Annotated in this window: 21 protein-coding genes and 1 pseudogene; 14 read left to right on the top strand and 8 right to left on the bottom strand. The window is 33.7% G+C overall.

Features of this window, described 5'->3' with window-relative positions:
• Positions 1-207 (top strand): annotated as a pseudogene (locus Q1V95_RS03160) (acetylornithine deacetylase); the annotation flags it as partial.
• A gap of 442 nt (positions 208-649) precedes the next feature.
• Positions 650-1954 (top strand): argininosuccinate lyase, encoded by a 1305-nt coding sequence (argH, locus tag Q1V95_RS03155; protein ID WP_300670195.1) that lies wholly within the window; start codon positions 650-652, stop codon positions 1952-1954.
• Here the strand turns inward: argH and Q1V95_RS03150 are convergent.
• A complete protein-coding gene (locus Q1V95_RS03150) occupies positions 1951-2406 on the bottom strand; it encodes an Lrp/AsnC family transcriptional regulator (protein WP_079666277.1) in 456 nt (151 codons plus the stop codon). The two genes, argH and Q1V95_RS03150, sit on opposite strands and share 4 nt — an antisense overlap.
• Positions 2407-2646: 240 nt before the next feature.
• Between Q1V95_RS03150 and Q1V95_RS03145 the strand changes: the two genes are divergently transcribed.
• The 4 genes from Q1V95_RS03145 (at position 2647) to carB (ending at position 9683) form a co-directional block, all read left to right on the top strand.
• On the top strand, positions 2647-3537 hold the full coding sequence (locus tag Q1V95_RS03145) for an aspartate carbamoyltransferase catalytic subunit (protein ID WP_300670191.1): 891 nt from the start codon (positions 2647-2649) through the stop codon (positions 3535-3537).
• Between the two features lie 85 nt (positions 3538-3622).
• A complete protein-coding gene (locus Q1V95_RS03140) occupies positions 3623-4705 on the top strand; it encodes a carbamoyl phosphate synthase small subunit (RefSeq protein WP_300670189.1) in 1083 nt (360 codons plus the stop codon).
• 48 nt (positions 4706-4753) lie between these two features.
• The gene (locus tag Q1V95_RS03135) at positions 4754-6484 is read left to right on the top strand and encodes a DUF262 domain-containing HNH endonuclease family protein (protein ID WP_300670187.1); all 1731 of its coding nucleotides are present in this window, start codon (positions 4754-4756) and stop codon (positions 6482-6484) included.
• 19 nt (positions 6485-6503) lie between these two features.
• Positions 6504-9683, top strand: coding sequence for a carbamoyl-phosphate synthase large subunit (carB, locus tag Q1V95_RS03130; protein ID WP_300670185.1), 3180 nt, complete (start codon positions 6504-6506; stop codon positions 9681-9683).
• Positions 9684-9776: 93 nt separating this feature from the next.
• Here carB and Q1V95_RS03125 read toward each other — a convergent pair whose 3' ends face one another.
• A complete protein-coding gene (locus Q1V95_RS03125; protein WP_300670183.1) occupies positions 9777-10385 on the bottom strand; it encodes a hypothetical protein in 609 nt (202 codons plus the stop codon).
• A gap of 1 nt (position 10386) precedes the next feature.
• A complete protein-coding gene (locus tag Q1V95_RS03120; protein WP_300670181.1) occupies positions 10387-10719 on the bottom strand; it encodes a PadR family transcriptional regulator in 333 nt (110 codons plus the stop codon).
• A 236-nt stretch (positions 10720-10955) separates the two neighbouring features.
• Between Q1V95_RS03120 and Q1V95_RS03115 the strand changes: the two genes are divergently transcribed.
• Both Q1V95_RS03115 and Q1V95_RS03110 read left to right on the top strand, forming a co-directional pair.
• Positions 10956-11210, top strand: coding sequence for a type II toxin-antitoxin system prevent-host-death family antitoxin (locus Q1V95_RS03115; RefSeq protein WP_300670179.1), 255 nt, complete (start codon positions 10956-10958; stop codon positions 11208-11210).
• Positions 11210-11467, top strand: a complete 258-nt coding sequence (locus tag Q1V95_RS03110) for a Txe/YoeB family addiction module toxin (RefSeq protein ID WP_300670177.1) — start codon at positions 11210-11212, stop codon at positions 11465-11467. The genes Q1V95_RS03115 and Q1V95_RS03110 overlap by 1 nt, the downstream gene beginning before the upstream one ends.
• A 27-nt stretch (positions 11468-11494) precedes the next feature.
• Here Q1V95_RS03110 and Q1V95_RS03105 read toward each other — a convergent pair whose 3' ends face one another.
• Positions 11495-12343, bottom strand: coding sequence for an aspartyl protease family protein (locus Q1V95_RS03105; RefSeq protein WP_300670175.1), 849 nt, complete (start codon positions 12341-12343; stop codon positions 11495-11497).
• 205 nt (positions 12344-12548) lie between these two features.
• Here Q1V95_RS03105 and Q1V95_RS03100 point away from each other — a divergent pair, with 205 nt between their 5' ends.
• Both Q1V95_RS03100 and Q1V95_RS03095 read left to right on the top strand, forming a co-directional pair.
• Positions 12549-12854, top strand: coding sequence for a hypothetical protein (locus Q1V95_RS03100; protein ID WP_300670173.1), 306 nt, complete (start codon positions 12549-12551; stop codon positions 12852-12854).
• 95 nt (positions 12855-12949) lie between these two features.
• Positions 12950-13393, top strand: a complete 444-nt coding sequence (locus tag Q1V95_RS03095; protein ID WP_300670171.1) for a hypothetical protein — start codon at positions 12950-12952, stop codon at positions 13391-13393.
• A gap of 35 nt (positions 13394-13428) precedes the next feature.
• Here Q1V95_RS03095 and Q1V95_RS03090 read toward each other — a convergent pair whose 3' ends face one another.
• Both Q1V95_RS03090 and Q1V95_RS03085 read right to left on the bottom strand, forming a co-directional pair.
• Entirely contained in the window at positions 13429-15954 is a 2526-nt protein-coding gene (locus Q1V95_RS03090) for a hypothetical protein (RefSeq protein ID WP_300670169.1), read from the bottom strand.
• A gap of 27 nt (positions 15955-15981) precedes the next feature.
• Positions 15982-16692, bottom strand: a complete 711-nt coding sequence (locus Q1V95_RS03085; protein ID WP_300670167.1) for a hypothetical protein — start codon at positions 16690-16692, stop codon at positions 15982-15984.
• 310 nt (positions 16693-17002) lie between these two features.
• Between Q1V95_RS03085 and Q1V95_RS03080 the strand changes: the two genes are divergently transcribed.
• The 3 genes from Q1V95_RS03080 to Q1V95_RS16270 all read left to right on the top strand — a co-directional run bounded on the left by Q1V95_RS03080 (position 17003) and on the right by Q1V95_RS16270 (position 21206).
• Positions 17003-18157 carry an ABC transporter ATP-binding protein gene (locus tag Q1V95_RS03080; RefSeq protein ID WP_300670165.1) on the top strand — a complete coding sequence of 385 codons (1155 nt, stop codon included), beginning with the start codon at positions 17003-17005 and terminating at the stop codon, positions 18155-18157.
• Positions 18158-18179: 22 nt separating this feature from the next.
• Positions 18180-20099: a hypothetical protein gene (locus Q1V95_RS03075; RefSeq protein WP_300670163.1), complete on the top strand. Its 1920-nt coding sequence runs from the start codon at positions 18180-18182 to the stop codon at positions 20097-20099.
• 63 nt (positions 20100-20162) lie between these two features.
• Positions 20163-21206 carry a methylated-DNA--[protein]-cysteine S-methyltransferase gene (locus tag Q1V95_RS16270; RefSeq protein ID WP_366143264.1) on the top strand — a complete coding sequence of 348 codons (1044 nt, stop codon included), beginning with the start codon at positions 20163-20165 and terminating at the stop codon, positions 21204-21206.
• Positions 21207-21230: 24 nt separating this feature from the next.
• Here the strand turns inward: Q1V95_RS16270 and Q1V95_RS03060 are convergent, their stop codons facing one another.
• Both Q1V95_RS03060 and Q1V95_RS03055 read right to left on the bottom strand, forming a co-directional pair.
• Positions 21231-22520 (bottom strand): helix-hairpin-helix domain-containing protein, encoded by a 1290-nt coding sequence (locus Q1V95_RS03060; protein WP_300670161.1) that lies wholly within the window; start codon positions 22518-22520, stop codon positions 21231-21233.
• Between the two features lie 176 nt (positions 22521-22696).
• Positions 22697-23038 (bottom strand): MerR family transcriptional regulator, encoded by a 342-nt coding sequence (locus tag Q1V95_RS03055; protein ID WP_300670159.1) that lies wholly within the window; start codon positions 23036-23038, stop codon positions 22697-22699.
• Between the two features lie 263 nt (positions 23039-23301).
• Here Q1V95_RS03055 and Q1V95_RS03050 point away from each other — a divergent pair.
• Positions 23302-24524 (top strand): 30S ribosomal protein S1 (locus Q1V95_RS03050; protein WP_300670156.1); only part of this gene is annotated, 1223 nt, incomplete at its 3' end.

Genomic DNA, 24524 nt, shown 5'->3' with positions numbered 1-24524 from the left:
CATCCTTTTGTGCAGGCTGGTTTGGCGCTTGGCAGGACGACTTACGGTTCGCCAACCTCGTCCGATCAGGCGATTATTCCGTGCACTTCGGTCAAGATGGGACCTGGCGACAGTTTGCGCTCGCATACGGCGGATGAGTTTATCTACATCGCCGAAATCAAGGACGGAATCGAAATTTACATCAATATTTTAGAACAGGTTTTATAGTTTTTTATTTGGGCAGCTAATCCACCGAAGCCTGTACTGAGCTTGTCGAAGTGCTCCCGCTTTTTTGTTTTTGCAATCCTCGTTCCTCGGAATACAAAAACAAAAAGAGCTCCGCTCAGGCTGGGCTGAGACTACTAACTGGTTTTAGGAACGTTGATTTGTGAATTACGAATTACGATTTAAAATATACGATTTACGATTTTAAGTTCGTCGTTTCGAGTAGCGCAGCGTATCGAGAAATATTAAGATTTACGAGTTAATGTTTAAGATTTATGAATTAAGATTTAGCATATAAAATTCGTCATTTCGAGTAGCGTAGCCTAACGAGAAATATTAAGATTTACGAGTTGATATTTACGATTTATCACTTCGACGAAAGAGAAAACTTTGTTCACAAATAACCGACAACAGTCAACCAAAACCCTATTAATTTAAGAACAAAATGAAAAAAATTTGGCAGAAAGACCAATCCAAAACAGACGATTTAGTCAACAAATTTACTGTTGGGAAGGATTTGGATTTTGATGACCGTTTAGCAAAATACGACGTCATCGGCTCGATGGCGCACTGCAAAATGTTAGCAGAAGTTGGTTTGATTTCTCATGAAGAATCAACGGCGATGCTAACGGTTTTAGATTCTATTTTAGAAGATATTATTGCTGGCAATTTCGAAATTGATAAGTCGGCGGAAGATATACATTCCCAAGTTGAGGCTATTTTAATAGAAAAATTAGGCGACACAGGAAAGAAAATCCACACCGCAAGATCGCGTAACGATCAAGTTTTGTTGGATATCAAATTATATTTGCAACAAGAGATTCGCGAGATTTCGGCTTTGGTAGATACCTTGTTCCAAACTTTGATTTCGTTGTCAGAACAACATCAGAAGGTCTTGCTACCAGGCTATACGCATTTCCAAATTGCGATGCCTTCGTCATTTGGATTATGGTTTGGTGCCTACGCAGAATCGCTTTTAGATGATGTAGAATTGTTGTTGTCGGTTAAGAATATCATTAACAAAAATCCGTTGGGTTCAGCAGCAGGTTATGGTTCGTCATTCCCGATTGATAGAGCAAGTACAACTTCCAAATTAGGTTTTATTTCCATGAATCATAATTCAGTTTATGCACAAATGACACGCGGAAAATCGGAGAAATTGTTAGCCTCTGCTTTGTCAGTTTTAGCAGGAACTTTAAGTAAATTCAGTTATGATGTTTGTTTGTATTTAAGCCAAAACTTTGATTTTATAAGCTTTCCAAAAGAGTTCACGACAGGAAGTAGCATTATGCCACACAAGAAAAATCCTGATATTTTTGAGTTGGTAAGAGCGCGTTGTAATCGTATACAATCGCTTCCTAATGAATTGATTTTGTTGACTAATAATTTGCCGTCGGGTTATCATCGCGATATGCAGTTGACAAAAGAAATTCTGTTCCCAGCAATCGATTCTTTAAAGGAATGTTTAGAAATTCTGAATTACACGCTTCCAAACATCCAAGTTAAAGACGGGATTTTAGAAGATGAAAAATACAAATATCTTTTCAGTGTTGAGAAGATTAATGAAGAAGTAAAAGCTGGTGCGTCTTTCCGTGATGCTTATGTAAGTGTCGGGAATGCGATCGAAAATCAAGAATTCGATTACGATATCAAAGATCTCCAACACAGCCACCAGGGCAGCATCGGAAATCTTTGTTTAGATGAAGTTACGCATCAATTCCATAAGATTGCTACGAAGCTCCAGGCTTAGTCAAGTTTGAAAGTAGTAGTTTTTTTTACTTCATGCAGTACAATAGAACTGTGATACAAGCCGATATTCGGCGAATTTGATATGACATTAACAGCGAAGTCGTTGTAAGAGTTGATGTCTTTTGCGATAATTTTTAGCATATAGTCGTACTCACCAGAAAGACTAGTGATTTCTTGCACTTCATCGAATTTTTCGATGTGTTCTTCAAAGGCCTCCAAAGCTTTTTTGGATTGTTCTTTCAGTCGAATGTTGCAATAGACGATGATGTTGAGACCTAGCTTTTCGCGGTTAAGTAGAGCAACATATTTTTCGATGACTTTTTGTTTTTCGAGTTGCTTGATACGCTCGTAAGTTGGCGTGAAGGTAAGTCCAATCCTCTCCGAGATTTCTTTCACTGATAATGTAGAATCTTGTTGAAGAATACTTAGAATCATTCTGTCTTTAGCATCCATGATTTATGATTTTTAACAAAAATATAAAAATTGTTAAGAAAAACAACCGGATGATAAAAAATGTTAAAAAGTCTAAAAAATATTTTTGAGAATTAATAGAAAAGTCTATCTTTGCAGTTAATGAAAAAAGCATTATTGATATCATTAGATTTACCGGGCGTAAGCGCTCTTTACGATATTTTTAATTAAAAGCGAGGATTGTTGTCCTCGCTTTTTTTGTGCTCAAAACTCAAAATAAAGATGTTTAATATTACACAACTTAGCCAAGAAAAGATTAACAAGATTATCCAAGATGCCTTGGAAATCGCAGGTGGGAAAAGCTTCAAAGCCAAGCAAGATATTTTTGTATCGAATTTGTTTTTTGAAGATAGTACAAGGACTAAAACTAGTTTTGACATCGCAGAGCGAAAGTTGGGACTTAAAGTAGTTCCGTTTGATGCGTCGCACAGTTCGGTTAACAAAGGCGAAAGTCTTTATGACACTGTCAAGACAATCGAAAGTTTGGGCGTTAACTTGGTGGTGATTCGTCACAAACAAGATCGCTTTTACGAAGATTTAAAAAATATCAACATTCCGATTATCAACGCAGGCGACGGGACGGGAAATCATCCATCGCAATGTATGTTGGATTTGGTGACAATTTTTCAAGAATTTGGAAAATTTGAAGGCCTTAAAGTTGGGATTGTTGGCGATGTTAAACACAGTAGAGTAGCCAACTCCAACGCTGAAGCCTTGCGAAAGTTGGGTGCAAAAGTTTACTTCTCAGGACCATCAAAATGGTTTGATGAGGGCGCTATTATTAACGGAACTTTTTTAGCTTTTAACGAATTAGTAAAAGAAGTTGATGTATTAATGTTGTTAAGAATTCAACACGAAAGACATGAAAGTAAACATGGATTTTCGGCGGAAGAATATCACAAAAAATATGGTTTAACCAAAGAACGTGAAAAATTAATGAAACCAAACGCTATCATCATGCATCCAGCACCAATTAACAGAGGTGTTGAGATTGATACAGACTTAGTAGAGTGCGAGCGTTCAAGGATTTTTAAACAAATGGAAAACGGCGTTTATGCAAGAATGGCGATTCTAAAAGACGCTTTGGAACAAAAAGGATTTGAGTTTGAATAAAAGATTTTAAGATTACAGACACAAGATTTCAGACAATTTCTGAGTCTAATGTCTAACATCTGAAATCTAACATCTAATAAAGAAAATGAAAAAGAAATTAATATTAGAATCGGGTGAAGTATTCCACGGAACGGGTTTCGGAGCCAATTTGGATACCGATGGAGAAGTGGTTTTCAACACAGGAATGACAGGTTATCAGGAGTTGATTTCTGACCCATCGTATTGTGGGCAAATCGTGTGTATGACCTATCCATTAATCGGAAATTACGGAATCAACCGCGACGATTACGAAAGTATCGAACCTGCGATTAAAGGTTTAATTGTAAAAGAAGTTTGCGATTTACCATCGAATTTCAGAACACAGATGGATTTGGATGAGTTTTTCCAAAAGAAAAATTTAAGCGGAATCGCTGGAATCGACACCAGAAAATTAACAAGAATTCTTCGTAACAAAGGTGTTGTAAAAGGCAAAATCGTTAACGCTGACGCTGATGAAGCAGCGGTAATTTCAGAATTAAAAGGAACGAACTTCCCAACCAATCAAGTAGAAATGGTTTCTACAAAAACGCCTTACGCTGCTCCGGGAAGAGGATTGAAAGTTGTTTTGGTAGATTTCGGTTCTAAATTAGGAATTATCCGTGAGCTTTCTCAAAGAGATTGCGACATTACGGTGGTTTCTCAGCATACAACAGCTGAAGAAATTCTTTTGATGGATCCAGATGGTGTGATGCTTTCTAATGGCCCTGGTGACCCAGAAGATGTTCCTCATGCATTGGAAATGATTCGTGGAATATTGGGAAAAGTTCCAATTTTCGGAATCTGTTTAGGACATCAATTAATTGCTTTGGCTTGTGGTGCTAAAACTTTTAAACTAAAATTCGGACACAGAGGTGGAAATCATCCCGTTTTGGATTTAGAAAAAAATACGGTTGCAATAACTTCTCAAAATCACGGTTACGCTGTTGACCAAGATTCTTTGAAAAACACAGATTTAATCGAAACGCACATCGCTCTTAACGACAGAACCAACGAAGGTGTAAAACACAAAATTCACCCTTGTTTCTCTGTACAATACCATCCAGAAGCAAGTCCAGGTCCAGAAGACGCGAATTATTTGTTTGATGAGTTTATTGAACTAATGGAGGATTCTAAAAAGGTAACAGTGTAACAATTTTTGAAATTATTTTTAAAATGCTATAAAATTTGTAATTTAAGTATGAAAAAAGAATTTGATATGGAAGCAAAATCAGTTTGTTTGTTTTCTAACTCCGAAAATAGAGATATTTTAGGACTTGATAAAAATTATGAAATTCCAATTTTCCAAAGACCTTATTCTTGGGAAGAAAAAGAAATAGAGCGTTTTTTGAGTAGTCTTTTTATTTCATTTGAAGAAAAAGATACACTTTTTTTAGGTTCAATTCTTTTATCATATAATAACGAAATTATTGATGGGCAACAACGTCTAACAACAATCCTAATTTTATTGCATATTTTAAAGAGTGACTTTAGTATAGAATTTAATGAAATAAATTTAAATTTTTTAGAAACGAAAGTTGCAAAAGAACAAGAATTCTTAAATCTATTTTTAAATAATTCTGAAAATAATATTGAATTAAATAAATACCAAAAAAATGCAGAACTTATTAGATACAAACTAAAAGAATATGAATTTAGTATACAACAATTATTAGAATTCAAAATTCATATTTTAGAAAATATTTATTTTGTTTTAATAGAAACAAAAACGGCTTTGTCAAAAACTTTGAAGATATTTGATACTATTAATACAACTGGAATGGATTTGAATGGTGGCGATATTTTTAAAATTAAAATGTATGAATATCTTAGAAAGAAAGGAGAAAATGAAAATGTTTTTGAAAAAATTAATGATGTTTATTCTAAAATAACGGATAATAACAAAAAATTAGGACAAGAGAATTTAAGTATTCAATCTGTTTTAAGTATCTATCAAATAGTATTGATTTCCCGCTATGGCTTATCGAAATCATTATATGAATACGGGACAGACAGATTTTTTATGCAATTATTTGATACAAAATTCAGAATTGGGAATTATGAAGATAATCTTTTTCTTAAAGATATTGACAAAATAGATTTGTCTTTAGAGGATTTATATGAGATTATTGAAAGTCAGTTTATTTGGAATTACAATGAATACCTTACAAATGAAGATGGTTGCGCAATGCATTTTATTTGGTGGTCAAGATATAGTAGGTTTGATAAATTGGTTTACATTTTTCTTTATAGGTTTAAACTAGAACCCAAATTTTGGGAAAATTTATTTTTATTTATTCGCCAATTAAATAAATTGTTTTTTATATATAGTGTTCGTTTTCAGAAAGCTATTTATGAAATTACTTATAATTTTATACCCCAATTAATAGATTCATTTATTTTAGAAAATAAGCCGTTAAATGAAATTATAGAATTAATTAACAATAAAATAGGAACAAGGGAAAGCAATAACAATGATTGGTATAATCTTGACTATTTTATTACTGAAAATCTAACAGACAATGCTAAACGTAAAAATTTGGTGTGTCGGATGTCAGCAATGTTAGAAGAAGATTATAGTTTAATGAATAATAATCTTCAAGATAAATTATTTAATTCGAAAATTGATATTGAACATATTCAATCTTACTTAGATAAAGATAAAAATAAAAGACAAGATATTTTAACTGAATGGAACAATGAAATTAATTCTATTGGAAATCTGATGGTTTTGGAAAGCGATATTAATCGTTCAATAGGAAATGAAAATTATCCGAAAAAATTAAATAACTCTACAAAAAAATCTTATTCAGAAAGTGAATATGCAATTGTAAAAAAACAAATTGAAGAACATACTATTTGGGATAAAGATAAAGCAATAATAAGAAAAGGAGAAGAGCTTGAGAAAATTTGTAAGTACTTATTTTCTTAAATAATCCAATAAAAAAAAAATGAAAAGAAACGACATAAAAACAATTTTAGTTATCGGTTCAGGTCCAATCATCATTGGGCAGGCTGCAGAATTCGATTATGCAGGAACACAGGCTTGTCTTTCCTTGAAGGAAGAGGGCTACAAAGTTATTTTGATCAACTCCAATCCGGCGACGATTATGACGGATGTGGAAATCGCAGATAAAGTGTATATCGAGCCAATTTCGCTTCAATTTGTGAGTCATATCATCAGAAAAGAGCGTCCAGATGCGCTTCTTCCGACTTTAGGAGGACAAACTGGACTGAATATGGCAGTTGAATTAGAAAAATCTGGAATTCTTGAAGAATGCAAAGTTGAAGTCCTTGGAACCAAGCTTTCAGCGATTAACAGAGCAGAAGACAGAGATTTATTCCGTGAGTTGATGCGAGAATTAAATGAGCCAGTTCCAGATTCAGATATTGTTCATACAGTTGAGGAATCGGTGGCTTTTGCGAATAGAATCGGTTATCCAGTTATCGTTCGTCCTGCTTTTACAATGGGTGGAACAGGTGGAGGAATCGCTTCTAACGAAACAGAATTAAGAGAAATTTCTGAATTAGGACTAAAATATTCTCCTGTAACTCAATGTTTGATTGAAAAGTCAATTGCGGGTTTCAAAGAGATTGAATACGAAGTAATGCGTGATGCCAACGACAATGCAATTGTGGTTTGTAACATGGAAAATATCGACCCTGTGGGCGTTCATACAGGAGATTCCATCGTTGTGGCGCCGTCTCAGACACTTTCTGATAGAGAATATCAGTTGTTGAGAAATGCTTCGTTAAAAATCATTAGAGCTTTAGGAATTGAAGGAGGTTGCAACGTTCAGTTGGCTTTAGACCCGCATTCATTCAATTATTATATCATCGAAGTAAATCCGAGAGTTTCGCGTTCATCGGCTTTAGCATCGAAAGCGACAGGTTATCCGATTGCGAAAATCGCCGCAAAAATTGCAGTTGGTTTAACACTTGACGAAATCATGAATCCAGTTACAGGAACATCTTACGCTTGTTTTGAGCCTGCTTTGGATTATGTGGTAACAAAGTTCCCAAGATTCCCGTTTGATAAGTTTGAAACAGCTGACAGAAGACTTTCAACACAGATGAAAGCAACGGGCGAAGTAATGGCAATCGGAAGAAATTTCGAGGAATCTTTACAAAAAGCGATTCGTTCTTTAGAAACAGGAATTCGCCATATCGGACTTAAAACCAAGCAAGCAGAAGCTTTGACTGCTGAAGAAATCGAAAGGAGAATCCGAGTTTGTGATGATGAAAGATTATTCATCATTGGTGATGCTTTACGAAGAGGTTACGATTGGGAAACGATTGTAGAATGGAGCAAAATTGATAAATTCTTTATTTGGAAAATCAAAAAATTAATCGATTTTGAAACAACGATTAAAGAAAATAAATTCAACAAAGATATTTTACTTGAAGCTAAAAAATTAGGTTTTGCAGATTTAAATATCGCTCATCTTTGGGGAGTTACACAGCGTGAGATTTTCAATTTCAGAAAAGAAAACGGCGTGATGCCAGTTTACAAAATGGTAGATACTTGCGCAGCAGAATTTGAGTCAGAAACGCCTTATTTCTACGGAACTTACGAAGATGAAAACGAAAGTGTAGTTTCGGACAAAAAGAAAATCATCGTTTTGGGTTCAGGGCCAATCCGTATCGGACAAGGTGTGGAATTCGATTATGCGACGGTGCATTCGGTTTGGGCGATTAAAGAAATGGGTTACGAGGCGATTATCATCAACAATAATCCAGAAACGGTTTCGACGGACTTCTCGATTTCGGATAAGCTTTATTTCGAGCCTTTAACAGAAGAAGATGTGATGAACATCATCGAACTTGAAAAACCAACAGGTGTTGTGGTACAATTTGGTGGTCAGACAGCCATTAATTTAGCGGATAAATTGGCTGCTCACGGAGTACAAATTTTAGGAACAACACTTGAAGATATCGACAGAGCCGAAAACAGAGATAAATTTGAAAAAGCGCTTCAAGACTTACAAATTCCGCAACCTTTAGGAAAAACGTCGACTTCAAAAGAAGAAGCAATTGTGATTGCAAACGAAATTGGTTATCCTGTTTTGGTGCGTCCGAGCTACGTTTTGGGAGGTCGTGCGATGGAAATCGTGTATAACGAAACCGAGTTGGCACATTATATGGAAAACGCGGTGGAAGCGAGTCCAGAGCACCCAGTTTTGGTCGATAGATATTTAACAGGAAAAGAAGTTGAAGTCGATGCAATTTGCGACGGTGAAACCGTGATTATTCCTGGAATTATGGAGCACATCGAAAGAGCGGGAGTTCACTCTGGTGACTCGATTGCAGTGTATCCTCCACAAAATTTGAATCAAAAACAAATCGATACTTTAGTTGATTATACTCAAAGACTTGCAAAAGGTTTGAAAATCGTTGGATTAATGAACATTCAGTACGTTATTTCGGATGGTGAAGTTTATGTTATCGAAGTGAATCCGCGTTCATCAAGAACGGTTCCTTTCTTATCTAAAATTACGGATGTTCCAATGGCAAAATTGGCTACCAAAGCAGTTTTAGGAGCGAAATTAACAGATTTAGGATTTAAAAATGGTTTGGTTCCAAATAAAGAAGGTGTTTTCGTGAAAGTTCCTGTTTTCTCTTTCTCAAAATTGACGAAAGTGGACATCTCTTTAGGTCCAGAAATGAAATCAACAGGTGAAGTGATGGGGAAAGATTCTACGCTGGAAAAAGCTTTGTACAAAGGCTTAATCGCAGCAGGAAGAAAAGTTCCGACGCACGGTTCTATCTTGTTTACGGTAGCTGATAACGATAAAAAAGAAGCGGTGGAATTGGCAAGAAGATTTAACGATGTAGGTTTCAGAATTTGGGCAACCGAAGGAACTGCAAAATTCTTCGAAGAGCACGGAGTTCCAACGAAAATCGGTTACAAAATCGGTGAAGAAGACGTTAACTTAATCGATTTGATTCAAAAAGGTAAAGTTCAGTACGTTGTAAATACGACTACGAAAGGAAAACAGGCCGAAAGAGACGGTTTCCAAATCCGTAGAATGAGCGTTGAAAACGGCGTTCCTTGTTTAACATCAATGGACACGGTAGAAGCCATTTTGAAGGTTATCGAAAGTATGAGTTTTAAAATGTTGGCGATGTAAGCTAATTCTTTAAACTCTAAAAATATTTTAGCTACACCTAACAGGTTTTCAAAACTTGTTAGGTGTTTTTTTATTATTTATTGAGAATTGAAATTACCCCAATTTAATATTTACCGTCTTTTTAAGTTTCAATAACAACGTAATGGTAACGTACGAAATTGACGTCAAAACAATCATTACTGGAATAAATAAATTGCCCAATTGTTCGTATTGACTGTAATTTTTGGTTGCCGAATTTATTTTTCCGAGTACAAAAAGTTCCTTTGTTTTATAAAAGAATCCTACATTTTCGGGGTCAAATATTTTAGCAAAAATTAAAAATACAAATGCGAATAATAATAGGTATAAAATGAAGAATAAAACATAAGAAAACCCATTGCCGAGATTTAAAACTAAAGCTTTAAATATTGAAATTGGATTAAATGTTTTCGTGGATTCTTCCAAGGCTTTTTGTGCTACCAATTCTTTTAGAAAAATTTCTGGCTGTCCAATTCGTTCAGTAATATTGAGAAGTTTTTCAACATCATTGCTTTCAGAATTATCGTTTTGAAAACTCTCAAAAATATGACTGTTAACTTCCATCAAAATTTCTTGACGGTTATTATAATTCAGTTTTTTTGTTGCATTTTCAATGCGCGAAATGTAATCTTTGTAGATTCTTTTTACGTTTTTATCGGCGAATTCTATTTCTTTAAATTTCATATTATATTTTTTCGATGGTGGTGTTCAGTTGTGTCCAATATGATTTCATTTCTTGAATTGTATTTTTTCCAAGATTTGTTATTTCATAGTATTTTCGAGGAATTCCCGATTCCTGTTCAATCCAAATTGCGGTCACTAAATTTTCGGTTTTTAAACGATTTAATAAAGGATATAAAGTTCCCTCAGCAATATCAGTTTCCGTTTGCTTTTTGATTTCGTTGATTAAGTCATAGCCGTAATATTGCTTTCCATCTTTTAAAACAGAAAGAACCAAAAACGACAACGTCCCTTTTTTGAGTTGAGAAATCCACTTGTTGATAAATTCTTCATTCATATTTCAAATATAAAACAAAATACATTGTTATACTATGTATTATGTTTTAATTTTAGAATTCAATTTTTAGAGTTAAACGAAAAAGCCCTCGCAGAAGTCTACGAGAGCAATTTTTAGGTTATTTTTTTTGTTTATACCATCGATTTTGATGTTAGCTGCGAAAGATTCAAAAGTTGAATTTTTTTTGTCTTTTAAAAATGTTGTACATATATTTGTACAAGTAAAAATACAATATTATGTTGATTGCTAGTGTTTCTGATTTTAGAAAAGATATAAAATCTTATTTAGACAGGGTTTCGAAGAATTTTGAAACTTTAATTATTAATCGTGGAAAAGATTCGGGAATTGTTGTTATGTCGCTAGACGAGTATAATTCTTTGATGGCAACTAACTATGAATTATCATCGAGAAAAAATGAAATGCGTTTGGATTCAGCAATTGAAAAATTGAAAACTGAAAATTCGTTTTCTAAAGATTTAATTGAGGAATAATGAAATATATTTTTGTTGACGAATCGTGGGAAGATTATTTGTATTGGCAAAAAACGGATAAAAAGAAATTGAAACGAATTAACGATTTGCTCAAAGACATTTCGAGGAATCCATTTGAGGGTATTGGAAAACCAGAGCCATTGAAACATAAATATTCTGGATTTTGGTCACGTCGAATTGATGATGAACACCGATTAATTTATAGATATCAAGAAAATGAAATTTTGATTGCAAAATGTAGATTTCATTATGATTAGCAAAAATTTTCGTGATTATTCAGAAATTTAAATCTTCAAATAAGCATCATTAAAATACTTACTCGGCTTTATATACACCTTCTCACGTTTAACATCAAAAATCCAATTAAAACGTTTTATGACATCGGCTGCGAAATAGCTGTTATGTTGCATTTTTAATTCTCCAGTAAAATATCCAGCCGCAACATTTTTAAGTTTGTATTTTCCGATTTTTAATTGAGCTAAAACCGCTTGTTTAGTCGTTACACTTTGTCCTTGCGAGTTTTTAAGTGTTTTTTCGGAAGTTGATTTTAGATGCTCGTTAAGATTATTTTTATCCGCAAAATCATTACTAAACAAAATTCCGCCCGAGTAGCCTGATTGCAGCAGAAATTCAGATTCGTATTCTTTTCCGTCGATTAAACTTTTTGCAGTGATGAAAAACTGTCCATTTTTAATTTTTAAAGAAAGTTCTGAATAGCCTTTTGTGCTTGGGTTTTTATCAAAAATTTGAAACTCATTTTTATCGTAATCGATAGTAAAAGCTTTGCCTGCGAAAACAGAAGTTCCCAGCTTTCCATCGGATTCATGACCAGATAATTCGTTATTGAAAAAACGCATGTCTTTCCATTCCAGATTTCCAATTGAAATAGTATTTCCGTCACTAATTTCGTTTTTATCAAAAGTCAAACTTGTTATTTCATGCTTTCTGTTGGGCGAAATCGAGCCATCATCTATCGCAATTTGAAACATCAAATCCAAAGAATCTTTTTTGTTAATTAAAGTTTTAACAATGATATTATTGTTTTTAGTCAAACGAAATGGGATTTTTTGTTGTGCATTAAAAGCACCAAAGAAGCCAATAGCAATTAATGAAGAAAGTATTTTGGTTTTCATGTTTTTTAAATTTTAAGAAATAGAGTAGGAATTGTTTTAAGAACTACAATGCTTCCTTAGACTTTTTGAAAAGTTAAAGTCCAAACATAGTGTTTTTAGCTTTATAAAATGAATATAATTTAAAGTTTTTATATTATTTGTAAATTTTGTTTAATGCAGATGAATAGTTTCTGAAACTTTACTAATTTTATCAAAAAAATAAATTATGAGTATCAAGAATTTAATAATCGGTTGTGCTATGGCTAGCGCATTTTTGTCTTGTTCAAGTCTTGTTAAAAATAATGCGGAAACGGGTAGTATTGTGAGAGACTGTACCGGAACTTACATCCGAATTGTAGGAAAAGGAGATTTCTTGGTTTGTAATGACAAATTGATTAAAGATAAAAAAGACGGCGAAAACTTAAGCCTAAGCTACGAATTGACAAAAGATTGCACCGAACGCGATGGTATTGTTACGTGTATGATGTTTCACGAAAATAAAGGAATGATTAGAATAAAATCATTTAAGTAAATTTTAAACAACTTAAAAGCCTTTGCCAGAGAGCGTTTTGTGTTTTGGTATAAAACTTGGAATTTCTTTTTTGTAAAACTTAAAACTTTAAGATTATGAAAAAGTTATTTGCAATGTTGATGTTAGTCGTAGGATTTGGATTTGCATCAGCTCAGTCACCATATTACGACGCTTATAGAAGTAGTATTAATGATGTTAACTGGCAGAATGTTGTAAGCGAATTGTTGTTGTCAACCACTCAACAAAATCAATTGTTCGCTCTTAATAACCGCTATTCCGATTATAATTCTTGGAACAACTATTATGGAAAAAATCCAGATCGTTGGAGAACAGATTGTTATACTGAAGTTGAAAGGATTTTAGGAGTTGGTAATTATGCTAAGTTTAAAAACAAATATTATAAAGGCCAAAATCCTGTCGCTTATTATAACCGAAACAAAAATAATGACAAAGCTTACAAAGACTATCAAAAGTATATAAAAAAGCAAGCTAAGAATAATAAACATCATGGTCGCTCGCATGATAGAGACGATGATTAGTAAAAAAGCCACTCAATATCGAGTGGCTTTGCTTTTTATTTAACTCTCATTCGGAGGCTAGGATTGATGTAAACTTTCAGTGTTTTGAAAGGCGTGATAAGGAAGTCTTCTTTAACAATACAAGTATTGTTGTAATTAACTTCTACACGATAAGTTCCCATTCCGAAGCTTCTAATATCAATGTTTTTATCTGTACTGATTATAGTGTTTGGATTGTATCGAGAATCGTTGATTTTGTACCATTTATAAGTGGTATACTGATTTCCGTAAAAGCCGTCTGTTGACAAGATATAAGTGGAAGGATCGGCGTTGTTGATCGTATGATCTATCCAATCTGCCCCGAAACCTGAGAAAGCACCTGGATTGTATTGATCATAAGTAATATTGTTGTTGTTCTGATTAGCAATTGTACTTTGCTCGCCAAAATGCAATATTTTTCCTGAAGCGTTAATGTCTTTTAGATTACCGAAATTGAAATTAGTTGTTGTACCTGTGATATTTATGTTAGCTCTTGTTCCAGGTGTACTGCTTTGTACAAACGTAACATCACAAGGTGTACCACCTAATGTCCAATTTTCAATGGTTTGTGTCTTTCCAGGTTCTAAGATATATGTTTTACCTGTGGAGAAGATTAGCTCTTTATAGGTATTACTTCCGTTTATTTGCCCATTTTGTTTAAATTCAACGCGATTAAATTTAGCTCCACCACTTATTTTTCCATATGATCCCTCAAAAGTAACATCATAAAATGTTTGAATAGCACTTGCAACTAATCCATTTCCTCCCATAATTTGAGTGAAATGTATATGAGAGGTTCCTGCATTTATTGTTGTATATCCATTTGTACTAAAATTAGCGTAAGGATGAATCATATATATCTGTGAACTTCCCAGATTAAGGATGGTAGGCTTGTTTGTACCAAAATTTGTTTGAAAATAATTACCAATCGTGACTTTGTAATTATTAGTATTCCATGTCCCAGCTTGCTGATAAAGTATATTACCAACTTCAAAATCATCCAATAAACTAATAGAATTTTCTTCTTCGAAATATAAATAGCCACCAGCAGTTTTAACGCCATTACTTTTAATAGTTTTAGCTTCTCCTGTATTACGGTAATATATATAGCTAATATTGATCGTTCCCATCCCTGCTTGCCATTCACTGGATCCATGAATATTCAAGGTTTGGCTGTCGCGTTGTGTTAATATGGGAGCGACAGTGCAGTCTGAGAAGCTAATGTTGTGAGTGTATGATATATTATCAACGGTTATGGTTTTACTGCTTGTAGTGAAACCAGAGCCTACATCAAAAAAGGTATTGTCACCAGGTCCAGGTACGCAATAACCACCAGTCCCTCCTGAGGATTGTGACCAATGAGCTTTGTCATTCCAATTACCAGATCCACCTACCCAATATAGATTTTGTCCCGTATAAGCAGGAAATGTCCAGCCTGTATTGTTTCCATTATCAACCGAGTTGTTGGCTGTGAAGTTAGCGCCACCAGAGGCTTTGATGTCTTTTATAATCGCTCCTGAAACATCAATGCTTACGCCTGCGATAGCAATAATATTAGTTTGTGTTCCTGGAGTATTTGACATAATGGTTGACCAACCGCCACACTGTGGTGTGTTAGCACTAAATAAATTGGTGATGGTTTGTGTCTTTCCAGATTCTAAGGTATATGTTTTGCCCGCAGAGAAGATTAACTCTTTATAGGTATTACTTCCACTTATTTGCCCATTTTGTTTGAATTCAGTACGATTAAATTTAGCTCCACCACTTACTTTTCCATATGGTCCCTCAAAAGTAACATCATAAAATGTTTGACTAGCATTTGCAACTAATCCATTTCCTCCCATAATTTGAGTGAAATGGATATGGGAGGTTCCTGCATTTATTGTTGTATATCCATTTGTATTAAAATTAGCGTAGGGATGAATCATATATATATGTGAACTTCCTAGATTAAGGGTGGTGGGCTTGTTTGTACCAAAATTTGTTTGAAAATAATTACCAATCGTGACTTTATAATTATTGGTATTCCATGTCCCAGCTTGCTGATAAAGTATATTACCAACTTCAAAATCATCCAATAAACTAATAGAATTTTCTTCTTCAAAATATAAATAGCCACCAGTAACTGTTTTAACGCCATTACTTTTAATAGTTTTAGCTTCTCCTGTATTACGGTAATATATATAGCTAATATTTAGAGTTCCCATCCCTGCTTGCCACTCGCTTGATCCATAAATATTCAAGGTTTGGCTGCCGCTTTGTGTTACTATAGGGGAAGTTGTGCTTCCAGAAAATGTTATGTTGTGACAATTACCAGTATTATCTAATGTGATCGTTTTGCTTGTTGTTGTAAATCCTGATTTAGAATCAAAGAAAACATTGTCTGTAGGTCCAGGAATTACAGATGGAAGTGATGATCCGCCCGAAGTTGTACGCCAGTGGTTGATATCTGTCCAGTTACCACTACCTCCAACCCAATAATAATTGGCTGCAAAACTAAATATAGCACAAAGTAATGTTAGAAAACTTAAAATTTTCTTCATAATGAATGTTTAAAAACGAAAAAAGAATTATTTAACCTTGAAGACGATATTCATGAAAGTATCCTCCGTAATCGACGCATTGTTGATAACTTGATAAGTTAGTAGGCCGTTATCATCAAGAGAAATGCTATTCGGGTCAAAAACTTTGTTGTCGAAATAAGTGACAAAATAATCCAAATCTTTCGCAGTAAGCGTCGGTAGATTATTTGCTGCAGGATTTTTAATCGCGGTTCTACTGGTTCCAGCAATGTTTCCTGCTAAAGAGTATTGCTTTTTGTAAATCTCAAACAATTTTACTCGGAATTTTTGAGTAGAAGCTTCATACCAGATATCGTCTGCTGAATTTGTAGAAACAGTTGCTGATGTTGTCGGCAGCGAAACAGAAGGTGCATAAAAATAAGAAACCACCGATTTGTGTGATAAAAATAATGGTTCCCATTTTTTGTCAATCGCATCGCCTGTCCAATACCAATAACCAATGCTATCAACATCTTTAACAGTATTAGTCGATGCAGCAGTGGCATACACAAGAGTACCAGCTTTAAGATTTGTTGTTGCAATTGCCTCTATTTGGTCACCTGAAAGTTGTGGGAAAGTGACTCCAGCAAGGGCTCCATTGTTATAGGTTGTCGGAAGACTCACATCCAAAGTTGCTTTAGGAGTCTGTGTATTAATCCCAACTTGTGCGTTAACAATGTTAATTAAAACAATTAAACAAATAGATAATTTTTTTTTCATTTGGATTTGTATTTTTTGCAAAAATATGTAATATTTTATATATAATGTATAAAATTATATATGATTTTTATTATCGTTTTATTTGTTTGAAATGTTTTAATAATTGTGATTATTGATAGTTTTATTGTGTTAAAAATTATATTGTAATATTAATTTGATATAAGTGTAAGGTGTTTTTATACTTGTTTATTCAATGAAATTTTAAATCATATTTTAATATTATAATTATTTTTAATTTTTAAATGTTTTTATAAATTTTTCTCACTTTTAGTTTAAAATATTATCTTTAAAACATCTTAAAGATTATTCTATGACTTTGCACCAGCAACGCGTACAAGAAGTTTCGGACTTTTTTAATAATAAAGACACAGTTCTAGGCTTTCGAAAACTATTAGATTGTGCGATGGATACACAAGATATGCGTATTTATCAAAAAGCAATCGACCTTACAGATTGGAAGGAAAAGAATCCCAATGATGAGGATTCCCTCATTAAGAAGTCCCAAGATTTATTACAAGAGATTTCTCAAGTTAAAGTTCAGGAATTGACTTCTGAGCAAGCAGTTCTCAAAGCTGTGGATGTTAAAAAATCCTATGGATTCAATCGTTTTTCTCTAGGACCAGTTTCTGTTGAGATTAGAAAGGGTCAAGTCTATGGTTTGGTTGGTGAAAATGGAAATGGAAAGACGACTTTGCTAAGAATTTTGGCAAAAGAATTATCATATAATGCAGGAAATCTTAGTTTTAACTTTAAGGATAAAACGACTTCTGATTTTGATCTCAGAACAAAACTAATCTACATTCCGCAGCGTACAGAAAAGTGGTACGGAAGTCTGAAAGACAATCTGAAATTCGTGCTTTCTAATTATGGTGTTAATCCCGAAGAAAATGAAACGCGAACATTAATGATGATTGCACGACTTGGTCTTTGGAATTACAAACACCTTAAATGGAGCGAATTGTCATCTGGTTACAAGATGCGTTTTGAATTGGCGAGAACTTTACTTCGTCAGCCCGAAATCTTGCTGTTGGATGAGCCTTTGGCAAATCTAGACGTCTTGGCGCAACAGGTTATTTTGGAAGATCTGAAAGCCATTTGTAATTCGGTTAATAATCCAATTGCTTTGATTCTCAGTTCACAACAATTGTACGAGGTCGAAAAAATTTCGGACAAAGTTATTTTCCTTAAAAATGGACAATACAAAGATAACCTCCAGACTTCGGAAGATGAGGTTGAAGGGCAACTCATTATTGAAATTGACACTACTGCGAGTCGCGAACAACTGTTGTTGATTTTAGAAAACCTGAATTTAAATGAGTTGAAGTATAATGGTGGAATCTACATCGCGAGCTTTGGCGAAGCCGCTAAGTTTTCGCAGGTTTTATCAGCCTTAGGTAATTCGGAAGTGGAAGTTGTCTATGTCAGAAATATTTCCAAGTCAACACGACGCTTTTTCGTTAATTAATGAAGTTTAAGATTTTAAGAAAATGAACAAGATTTCTCGTATCAATCAATATTTGCTAGAGCGCTATCCAACTATTTGGAACACCAAAATCGTTTGGATGTTGGCTTTAGCTTTCCTATTTCATTTGTTGTTTTTTGCATTTGGATTCTTTATCCATGCAGATCCAGCGAGTTTGCAAAAAAGTAGAGCAGTAGATGATTATTTTAGTTCGGGTTTTATTTTTATCAATTTAATTATTTCAGTTTTACTCTTGGTTGGTTGGCTGATTAATATGTTTAAAAATAATGCATTTAAGAATTTTTATCCAGTTTCTAGTGCCAAGTTGTTCTTTCAATTTGTCCAATATTTTATAATTATTTTCAGTTGTACAAGTTTTTATTTCTCGTACATGTTTGCGGATAAGCTTAATATTAATAGATTCTATCCCGACGCTGAGATGTCAAAAAATATTAAGTTGATTAATACAACGGTTCCTTTTTTGGCACAAAATTATAGCGATTTTACTCTTGGAAATCGTCTTTATCCCAAACCGTTTTTTGATTTGTATTGCGAAACGGATCTTCAAAAAATTGATAGAACTAAAAAGTATTTTGTCTACTACAATAGAGCATATCAGTATTATGAAGTCTATTCTAAAGTCAGCAAAAAGAAAGATAGAGATGGATATTTTGTCGTTCCAGAACCTGAAGCCAGCAACAAAACGAAAATTGCCTATTCGGAGACGCAACAGGATTATAAAACTTTCTATTTCAAAAAAGATGTTGTTGACCTTTCGCCTTATATACTAACCACAGCTCCGAGTTTTTATAATTATTCGACTATTTTTTATGATCAAGCGGATGATGATCAACCCAACTACTATCAAGGTTCAAACATCGATGATTCGGAAAGACAGGTTTCACAAAAGCAAGAACGCAAAAGAGCAGAGATTAACAAAGCTGTTGCAGAATTGTTAGACTCCAAAAACCGGGCAAATTTCGAAAAGCAATTCACTTCATTTTTCGAGCTTGCCAAAAAGTATAAAATCAGTACGAATCTTAATGCAAAGTCTTTAACGGATTTAAGCTTTTATCCAAATAATTTTGAAGTCAATAATTTCACGAAAAAATACAAGCCTGAGTTAAATGAGCAGTATGACGCTGATCGATATATGGGAGAAGATTATACTGTTGCGGCGACGGCTGCAGTTGATGATGCCGCTGTCACAGTCGATTCTGTTTATGCTGAGACGACAGTTTCACCACCTACAATTGAAAACGGAAAAGTTGTAGATTCCAAAATTAACATTAAAGATTTTAATCCAAATATGACTGATGAAGAGTCGCCAGATATCTTTTTTAAAAGAAGATTAAAGGATTATTATTTTTATTCCGACAGTCTAAAGCAGGTTTTAGAAAATGTTGATACTATCAAAAACAAAGATTATTTTCATGAGTATATTCATTTATTTTTGTGGATTGCATTTTGTTTATCAACACTTATTTTAGGATTCCGTACAACAGGACTTCGTTCAGTATTATTTGCGGTGATAACAGCTGGGGTTCTTTCTTTGATAATTGGATTGTTGGCCTTTTTGATAAATGTTGGTCACTACGGAAGTACTTATGACTATTTTATTTTATATGCATTTTTTATAACAGGTCTCCTGATTTTGATTATTAGTATTACTCAGAAAACTTTCTCCAAATTCATTAATTCTATTGCAGTCAATATTAGTATTAATACGTTTGTGGGTATGGTGATGCTGTTGTTAGTGATTATTAATAGACGACAGATTAATGCATGTGAAGCGCTAATAACTACAGAACAATATTACTCTTGCCGTGGATTTTTAGATGAAATAGGTATGGATTCTACAAGTTATTTCTTATTAATTGTTGGTTTCATTTTTATCTTTTTCTACACCAAAGTTCTTAGAAAATGGAAAGCACAACCCGAATAAAAATACTTGTTCAGTTTTCGGTTGTTGCTAAATGCTTTTCTGTTTTAATTTTGAAATAAAAAAATGGAACTTTCTAACGAGATAATGTACAAGGCTTCTTGTGATAAAAACTCCGATTTTGAGGGTGTTTTTTGGATGGCTGTTAAGACAACTGGTATTTTTTGTCGTCCAACTTGTACCGCAAGAAAACCTAAAATAGAAAATGTTGAGTTTTTTGATAATACAAAAGATCCAATATTGAAAGGTTATCGACCTTGTAAAGTTTGTAAACCTTTGGAAAATCCAGATCAGACGCCTACTGAAATCCAAAAACTTTTGGACGAATTGTCAAATGATCCAAGTCTTAAATTCAAAGATTATGATTTGGTAACGCGGGGTTTAGAGCCAGCTAATGTTAGACGTTGGTTTCTGAAACACCACGGAATGACCTTTCATGCGTTCCAAAGAATGTTTAAAATAAATTCGGCTTTTAAAAAATTACAACAAGGCGAAAATGTTTTAGAAACCGCCATGGATTCTGGTTACGAAAGTTTAAGCGGTTTTAATGAAAGTTTTAAAAACGTGTTTGGGGTTTCGCCAAACCAGTCCAAAATGGAAAAAGTAATTGACCTAAAACGCGTCGAAACTCCGATTGGGACAATGATTGCCTGTGCGGATAGTAATGGGATTTGCATGTTAGAGTTTTCTGATCGTAAAGCTTTGCCAACAGAATTAAAACAAATTTCCAAGCATTTTGATGCGAATATTATTCAAGGTGAGAATCCTCATTTTGTAACTTTGGAAAAAGAACTTAAGGAATATTTTGATGGAAAAAGAAAAGACTTTTCTGTGCCTTTGTCACCTGTAGGAACGGATTTTCAGAAACAAGTTTGGGAAATTCTCCGAACGATTCCTTACGGAACGACCAGAAGCTATCAGGAGCAAGCTAATATTTTGGGAAATCCAAAAGGCGTTCGTGCGGTTGCCAATGCCAATGGTCTTAACAAAATTTCGATTATCATTCCTTGCCATCGTGTTATTGGAAGCGATGGAAAATTAACAGGTTATGGCGGCGGTATCTGGCGCAAACAAAAACTCTTAGAACTCGAAAAAGCGATTCTTTTTTAAAGGTAAAATTATTTTGTTGAAAATTTATTTCGTGTACCAACGCATTCGGGTTTCGTATTCTGGTTTTAGTTTTAAAAACTTCCAGATTTTTTCATCATTTGGATAAGTTGTTCGGTAGAAGATAATTTTATCCGCCGAGTATTTGAAGTAAGGATGATTTTTTAGCCATTCTTCTGGTGCTTCAACCAAAGTATATTTCTGGACATCGTCTGTTGAAAATTTACAAGTGTTGATTAGTTTTTGCATTAAGTCTTTATCAATATTGTAAGTGTCTAACATCTGTTGTGTGTTGGCAAATCCCCCCAGTTTTTTGCGAAAACCAATAAAACTTCCCGCAGCTTTTTCGTCAAAGCCAAATTCGATGAGTTGCTTAAAAGTGATTTTGTTTAAATCTAATTTCGAAAAGTCAGTTTCTTGTTTTGCAATAATTTTTTCTGAGTTTGATGTTTTAAAGTTGTTAGGATTAAGAACGATGTAGTTTTTTAAATCATTAAATTTTTCTTCCGAAATTACAAAACAAGACTTGAAATCTTCTAAGCTGTGGAAGCTTCCTTTGAGATTTTTATCACGATAATTGACGATAACTTGAGCTTGTTTTTCAGTGAAGCCTAAGTTTTTCCATCCAGTGATATCTAATAAATTTGGGTCAAAGTTTTGGTAGTGAATTTCTTTTTTAGGTTTAGCAAAAGTCTTAAAATTATCAGACGTTTTGTCTGGAAGAATCAAAAAAGGTTTCATTTGAGAAAATTGTTCATCATTGATTATGAAACAATCTTTAAGTTTTTCTTTTGATACAAAACTGCCGCCGAGATAACTTTTATATTTTAAAATCGCTGCTGCTTGCTTTTCCGAAAATCCCATCTTTTGCCAATCCAGCTGTGATAGTTGATCAGGATTAAACTTTCCATTGATGTTTAGGTTTTTGGAGAATTTTGTTTTAGTGGAAGTAAAAGAAGCGTCAGAGTTTTCTAACAAAATGTAAGCTTCCAATTCTTTGTATTTCTCTTCGGAAATAGCGTAACACTTCTTTAATTGCTCTTTGGATTTGAAGTTTCCACCAACCAAATCTTTATACTTCAGAATTGTCGATGCTTGTTTTTCTGAAAAACCCAAATCTTGCCAATCTTTTAAGTTTAAATTATTTGGATTAAAAGAGGCTAAACTTTTGGCAGAATTATTAATCGGGACAAACGTCAAATTTTCAAGCTTCTGAGCATTATCCGAATAATGATTTTTGTAAAAGTGAAATAAAATCTGGAGACTTAGGACAAATAGACTACTTATTATTAAAGCAATTATTTGTTTCCGTCTCATCTGGAAGGAAAATTGCGTTTTCATAATCTGTGTTTGCTATTAAAAGTACGATTTTATTTTCTAAATATTTGAAAATATGAAGTTTATTATTGGTGATTAATGCAGGTTTGTCTTAAGTAAGACTCCAAAGTATTATTATTAAAAGAAAAATGCCAACCATGTTGGTTAGCATTTTTTTATTCTGGGATATTATCAAAGGATTTTTTAAATTTTCGAAGTTCGGCTTTTACAAACTCGAGGCGGTCGATAATACTGATGGTTTCAGAGATTTTTGTATTGGTTGTTAGTGCAATTCTGGCACCGTCCAATGTGTAACCTTTTTCCTTAACAAGGTGGTAAATCATTTTTAGGTTTTTGATATCTTCTGGTGTGAAGTAGCGATTTCCTTTCTTATTTTTTTTGGGTTTTATAATCGGGAATTCTTGCTCCCAATAACGGATAAGAGAGGTGTTGACATCGAAGGCTTTTGCAACTTCGCCTATAGAGTAGTAGAGTTTATCAGGAAGATTTACTTTCATTATTTATTAAAAACGATAAGCAAATTTAATCATTTTTTAATTGATAAAGAAGTTTTAGATAAAGCTAAAATGGGATTTCAGTTTTAATAATGATAAAATGAAATTTTTAGTTGTATATATTATTGAAAAACAGTAATTTTGCACCACTTTTTATGGAGTGATTTCAGCGAAGTAAATGATTATAAATTAACATCTTCCGAATTTCTTTAGACCATTTTAGCTGAAACTAAAAAGAAATCGGAATACAAATTAAAATTAGAATTATGTCAAAAGAGACAAATTCAGCAGAGGTTTTATTAAACCAAAACGTAGCACCAGAACAATTTGATTGGGATTCTTTCGAATCAGGTCTTAACGCAGAAGACAGATCAGAGAAAAAAGAATTAGAAGAAATCTACAATGGTTCTCTTAACGATCTTGCAGAAAACGACGTTATCGTTGGTAAAGTTGTAAGATTAACAGATAAAGAAGCTATCGTTGATATCAACTTCAAATCAGAAGGTGTTATCTCTCTTAACGAATTCCGTTACAACCAAGGTCTACAAGTAGGTGATGAGGTTGAAGTAATGGTTGACAAAAGAGAAGACAAAACAGGACAATTACAATTATCTCACAGAAAAGCTAGAACGCTTAAAGCTTGGGATAAAGTTAATGAGCTTCACGAAACTGGAGAAATCGTTAATGGTTTTGTTAAGTCAAGAACTAAAGGTGGTATGATCGTTGACGTACACGGTATCGAAGCATTCTTACCAGGTTCTCAAATCGATGTTAAGCCAATCAAAGATTACGATCAATACGTTGGTAAAACAATGGAATTCAAAGTTGTTAAAATCAACCCTGAGTTCAAAAACGTTGTTGTATCTCACAAAGCACTTATCGAAGCTGATATCGAAGGACAGAAAAAAGAAATCATCGCTCAACTTGAAAAAGGTCAAGTTCTTGAAGGTACTGTTAAGAACATTACTTCTTACGGTGTATTCATCGATCTTGGAGGTGTTGATGGACTTATCCACATCACTGACCTTTCTTGGTCTAGAGTTAACCACCCATCAGAAATCCTTGAAGATGGACAAACAGTTAAAGTGGTTATCCTTGACTTCGACGATGAGAAAACAAGAATCCAATTGGGTATGAAGCAATTAGAAGCACACCCTTGGGATGCTCTAGATGCTAACCTAAAAGTTGGTGATAAAGTAAAAGGTAAAGTAGTTGTTCTTGCTGATTACGGTGCTTTCGTAGAAATCGCTCCAGGTGTAGAAGGACTTATCCACGTTTCTGAAATGTCTTGGTCAACTCACTTAAGATCTGCAGGTGACTTCGTGAAAGTTGGTGATGAGGTTGAAGCAGAAGTTTTAACTCTTGACAGAGAAGAAAGAAAAATCTCTTTAGGTATCAAACAATTATCTAAAGATCCTTGGGAAAATATCGAAACTAAATATCCAGTAGGTTCTAAGCATGTAGGAACTGTAAGAAACTTCACTAACTT

This window comes from Soonwooa sp., from assembly GCF_030151385.1.
Taxonomy (GTDB): domain Bacteria; phylum Bacteroidota; class Bacteroidia; order Flavobacteriales; family Weeksellaceae; genus Soonwooa.
This window is presented reverse-complemented; position numbering and strand designations above follow the sequence as displayed.

Bases quoted from the DNA above. Each gene is read 5' to 3' on its own strand.
- Q1V95_RS03145 (WP_300670191.1), top strand. From the start codon at position 2,647: ATGTTTAATATTACACAACTTAGCCAAGAAAAGATTAACAAGATTATC.
- Q1V95_RS03115 (WP_300670179.1), top strand. From the start codon at position 10,956: ATGTTGATTGCTAGTGTTTCTGATTTTAGAAAAGATATAAAATCTTAT.
- Q1V95_RS03110 (WP_300670177.1), top strand. From the start codon at position 11,210: ATGAAATATATTTTTGTTGACGAATCGTGGGAAGATTATTTGTATTGG.
- Q1V95_RS16270 (WP_366143264.1), top strand. From the start codon at position 20,163: ATGGAACTTTCTAACGAGATAATGTACAAGGCTTCTTGTGATAAAAAC.
- Q1V95_RS03075 (WP_300670163.1), top strand. From the start codon at position 18,180: ATGAACAAGATTTCTCGTATCAATCAATATTTGCTAGAGCGCTATCCA.
- argH (WP_300670195.1), top strand. From the start codon at position 650: ATGAAAAAAATTTGGCAGAAAGACCAATCCAAAACAGACGATTTAGTC.
- Q1V95_RS03095 (WP_300670171.1), top strand. From the start codon at position 12,950: ATGAAAAAGTTATTTGCAATGTTGATGTTAGTCGTAGGATTTGGATTT.
- Q1V95_RS03085 (WP_300670167.1), bottom strand. From the start codon at position 16,692: ATGAAAAAAAAATTATCTATTTGTTTAATTGTTTTAATTAACATTGTT.
- Q1V95_RS03105 (WP_300670175.1), bottom strand. From the start codon at position 12,343: ATGAAAACCAAAATACTTTCTTCATTAATTGCTATTGGCTTCTTTGGT.
- Q1V95_RS03150 (WP_079666277.1), bottom strand. From the start codon at position 2,406: ATGGATGCTAAAGACAGAATGATTCTAAGTATTCTTCAACAAGATTCT.
- Q1V95_RS03140 (WP_300670189.1), top strand. From the start codon at position 3,623: ATGAAAAAGAAATTAATATTAGAATCGGGTGAAGTATTCCACGGAACG.
- Q1V95_RS03100 (WP_300670173.1), top strand. From the start codon at position 12,549: ATGAGTATCAAGAATTTAATAATCGGTTGTGCTATGGCTAGCGCATTT.
- Q1V95_RS03090 (WP_300670169.1), bottom strand. From the start codon at position 15,954: ATGAAGAAAATTTTAAGTTTTCTAACATTACTTTGTGCTATATTTAGT.
- Q1V95_RS03060 (WP_300670161.1), bottom strand. From the start codon at position 22,520: ATGAGACGGAAACAAATAATTGCTTTAATAATAAGTAGTCTATTTGTC.
- carB (WP_300670185.1), top strand. From the start codon at position 6,504: ATGAAAAGAAACGACATAAAAACAATTTTAGTTATCGGTTCAGGTCCA.
- Q1V95_RS03080 (WP_300670165.1), top strand. From the start codon at position 17,003: ATGACTTTGCACCAGCAACGCGTACAAGAAGTTTCGGACTTTTTTAAT.
- Q1V95_RS03120 (WP_300670181.1), bottom strand. From the start codon at position 10,719: ATGAATGAAGAATTTATCAACAAGTGGATTTCTCAACTCAAAAAAGGG.
- Q1V95_RS03135 (WP_300670187.1), top strand. From the start codon at position 4,754: ATGAAAAAAGAATTTGATATGGAAGCAAAATCAGTTTGTTTGTTTTCT.
- Q1V95_RS03125 (WP_300670183.1), bottom strand. From the start codon at position 10,385: ATGAAATTTAAAGAAATAGAATTCGCCGATAAAAACGTAAAAAGAATC.
- Q1V95_RS03055 (WP_300670159.1), bottom strand. From the start codon at position 23,038: ATGAAAGTAAATCTTCCTGATAAACTCTACTACTCTATAGGCGAAGTT.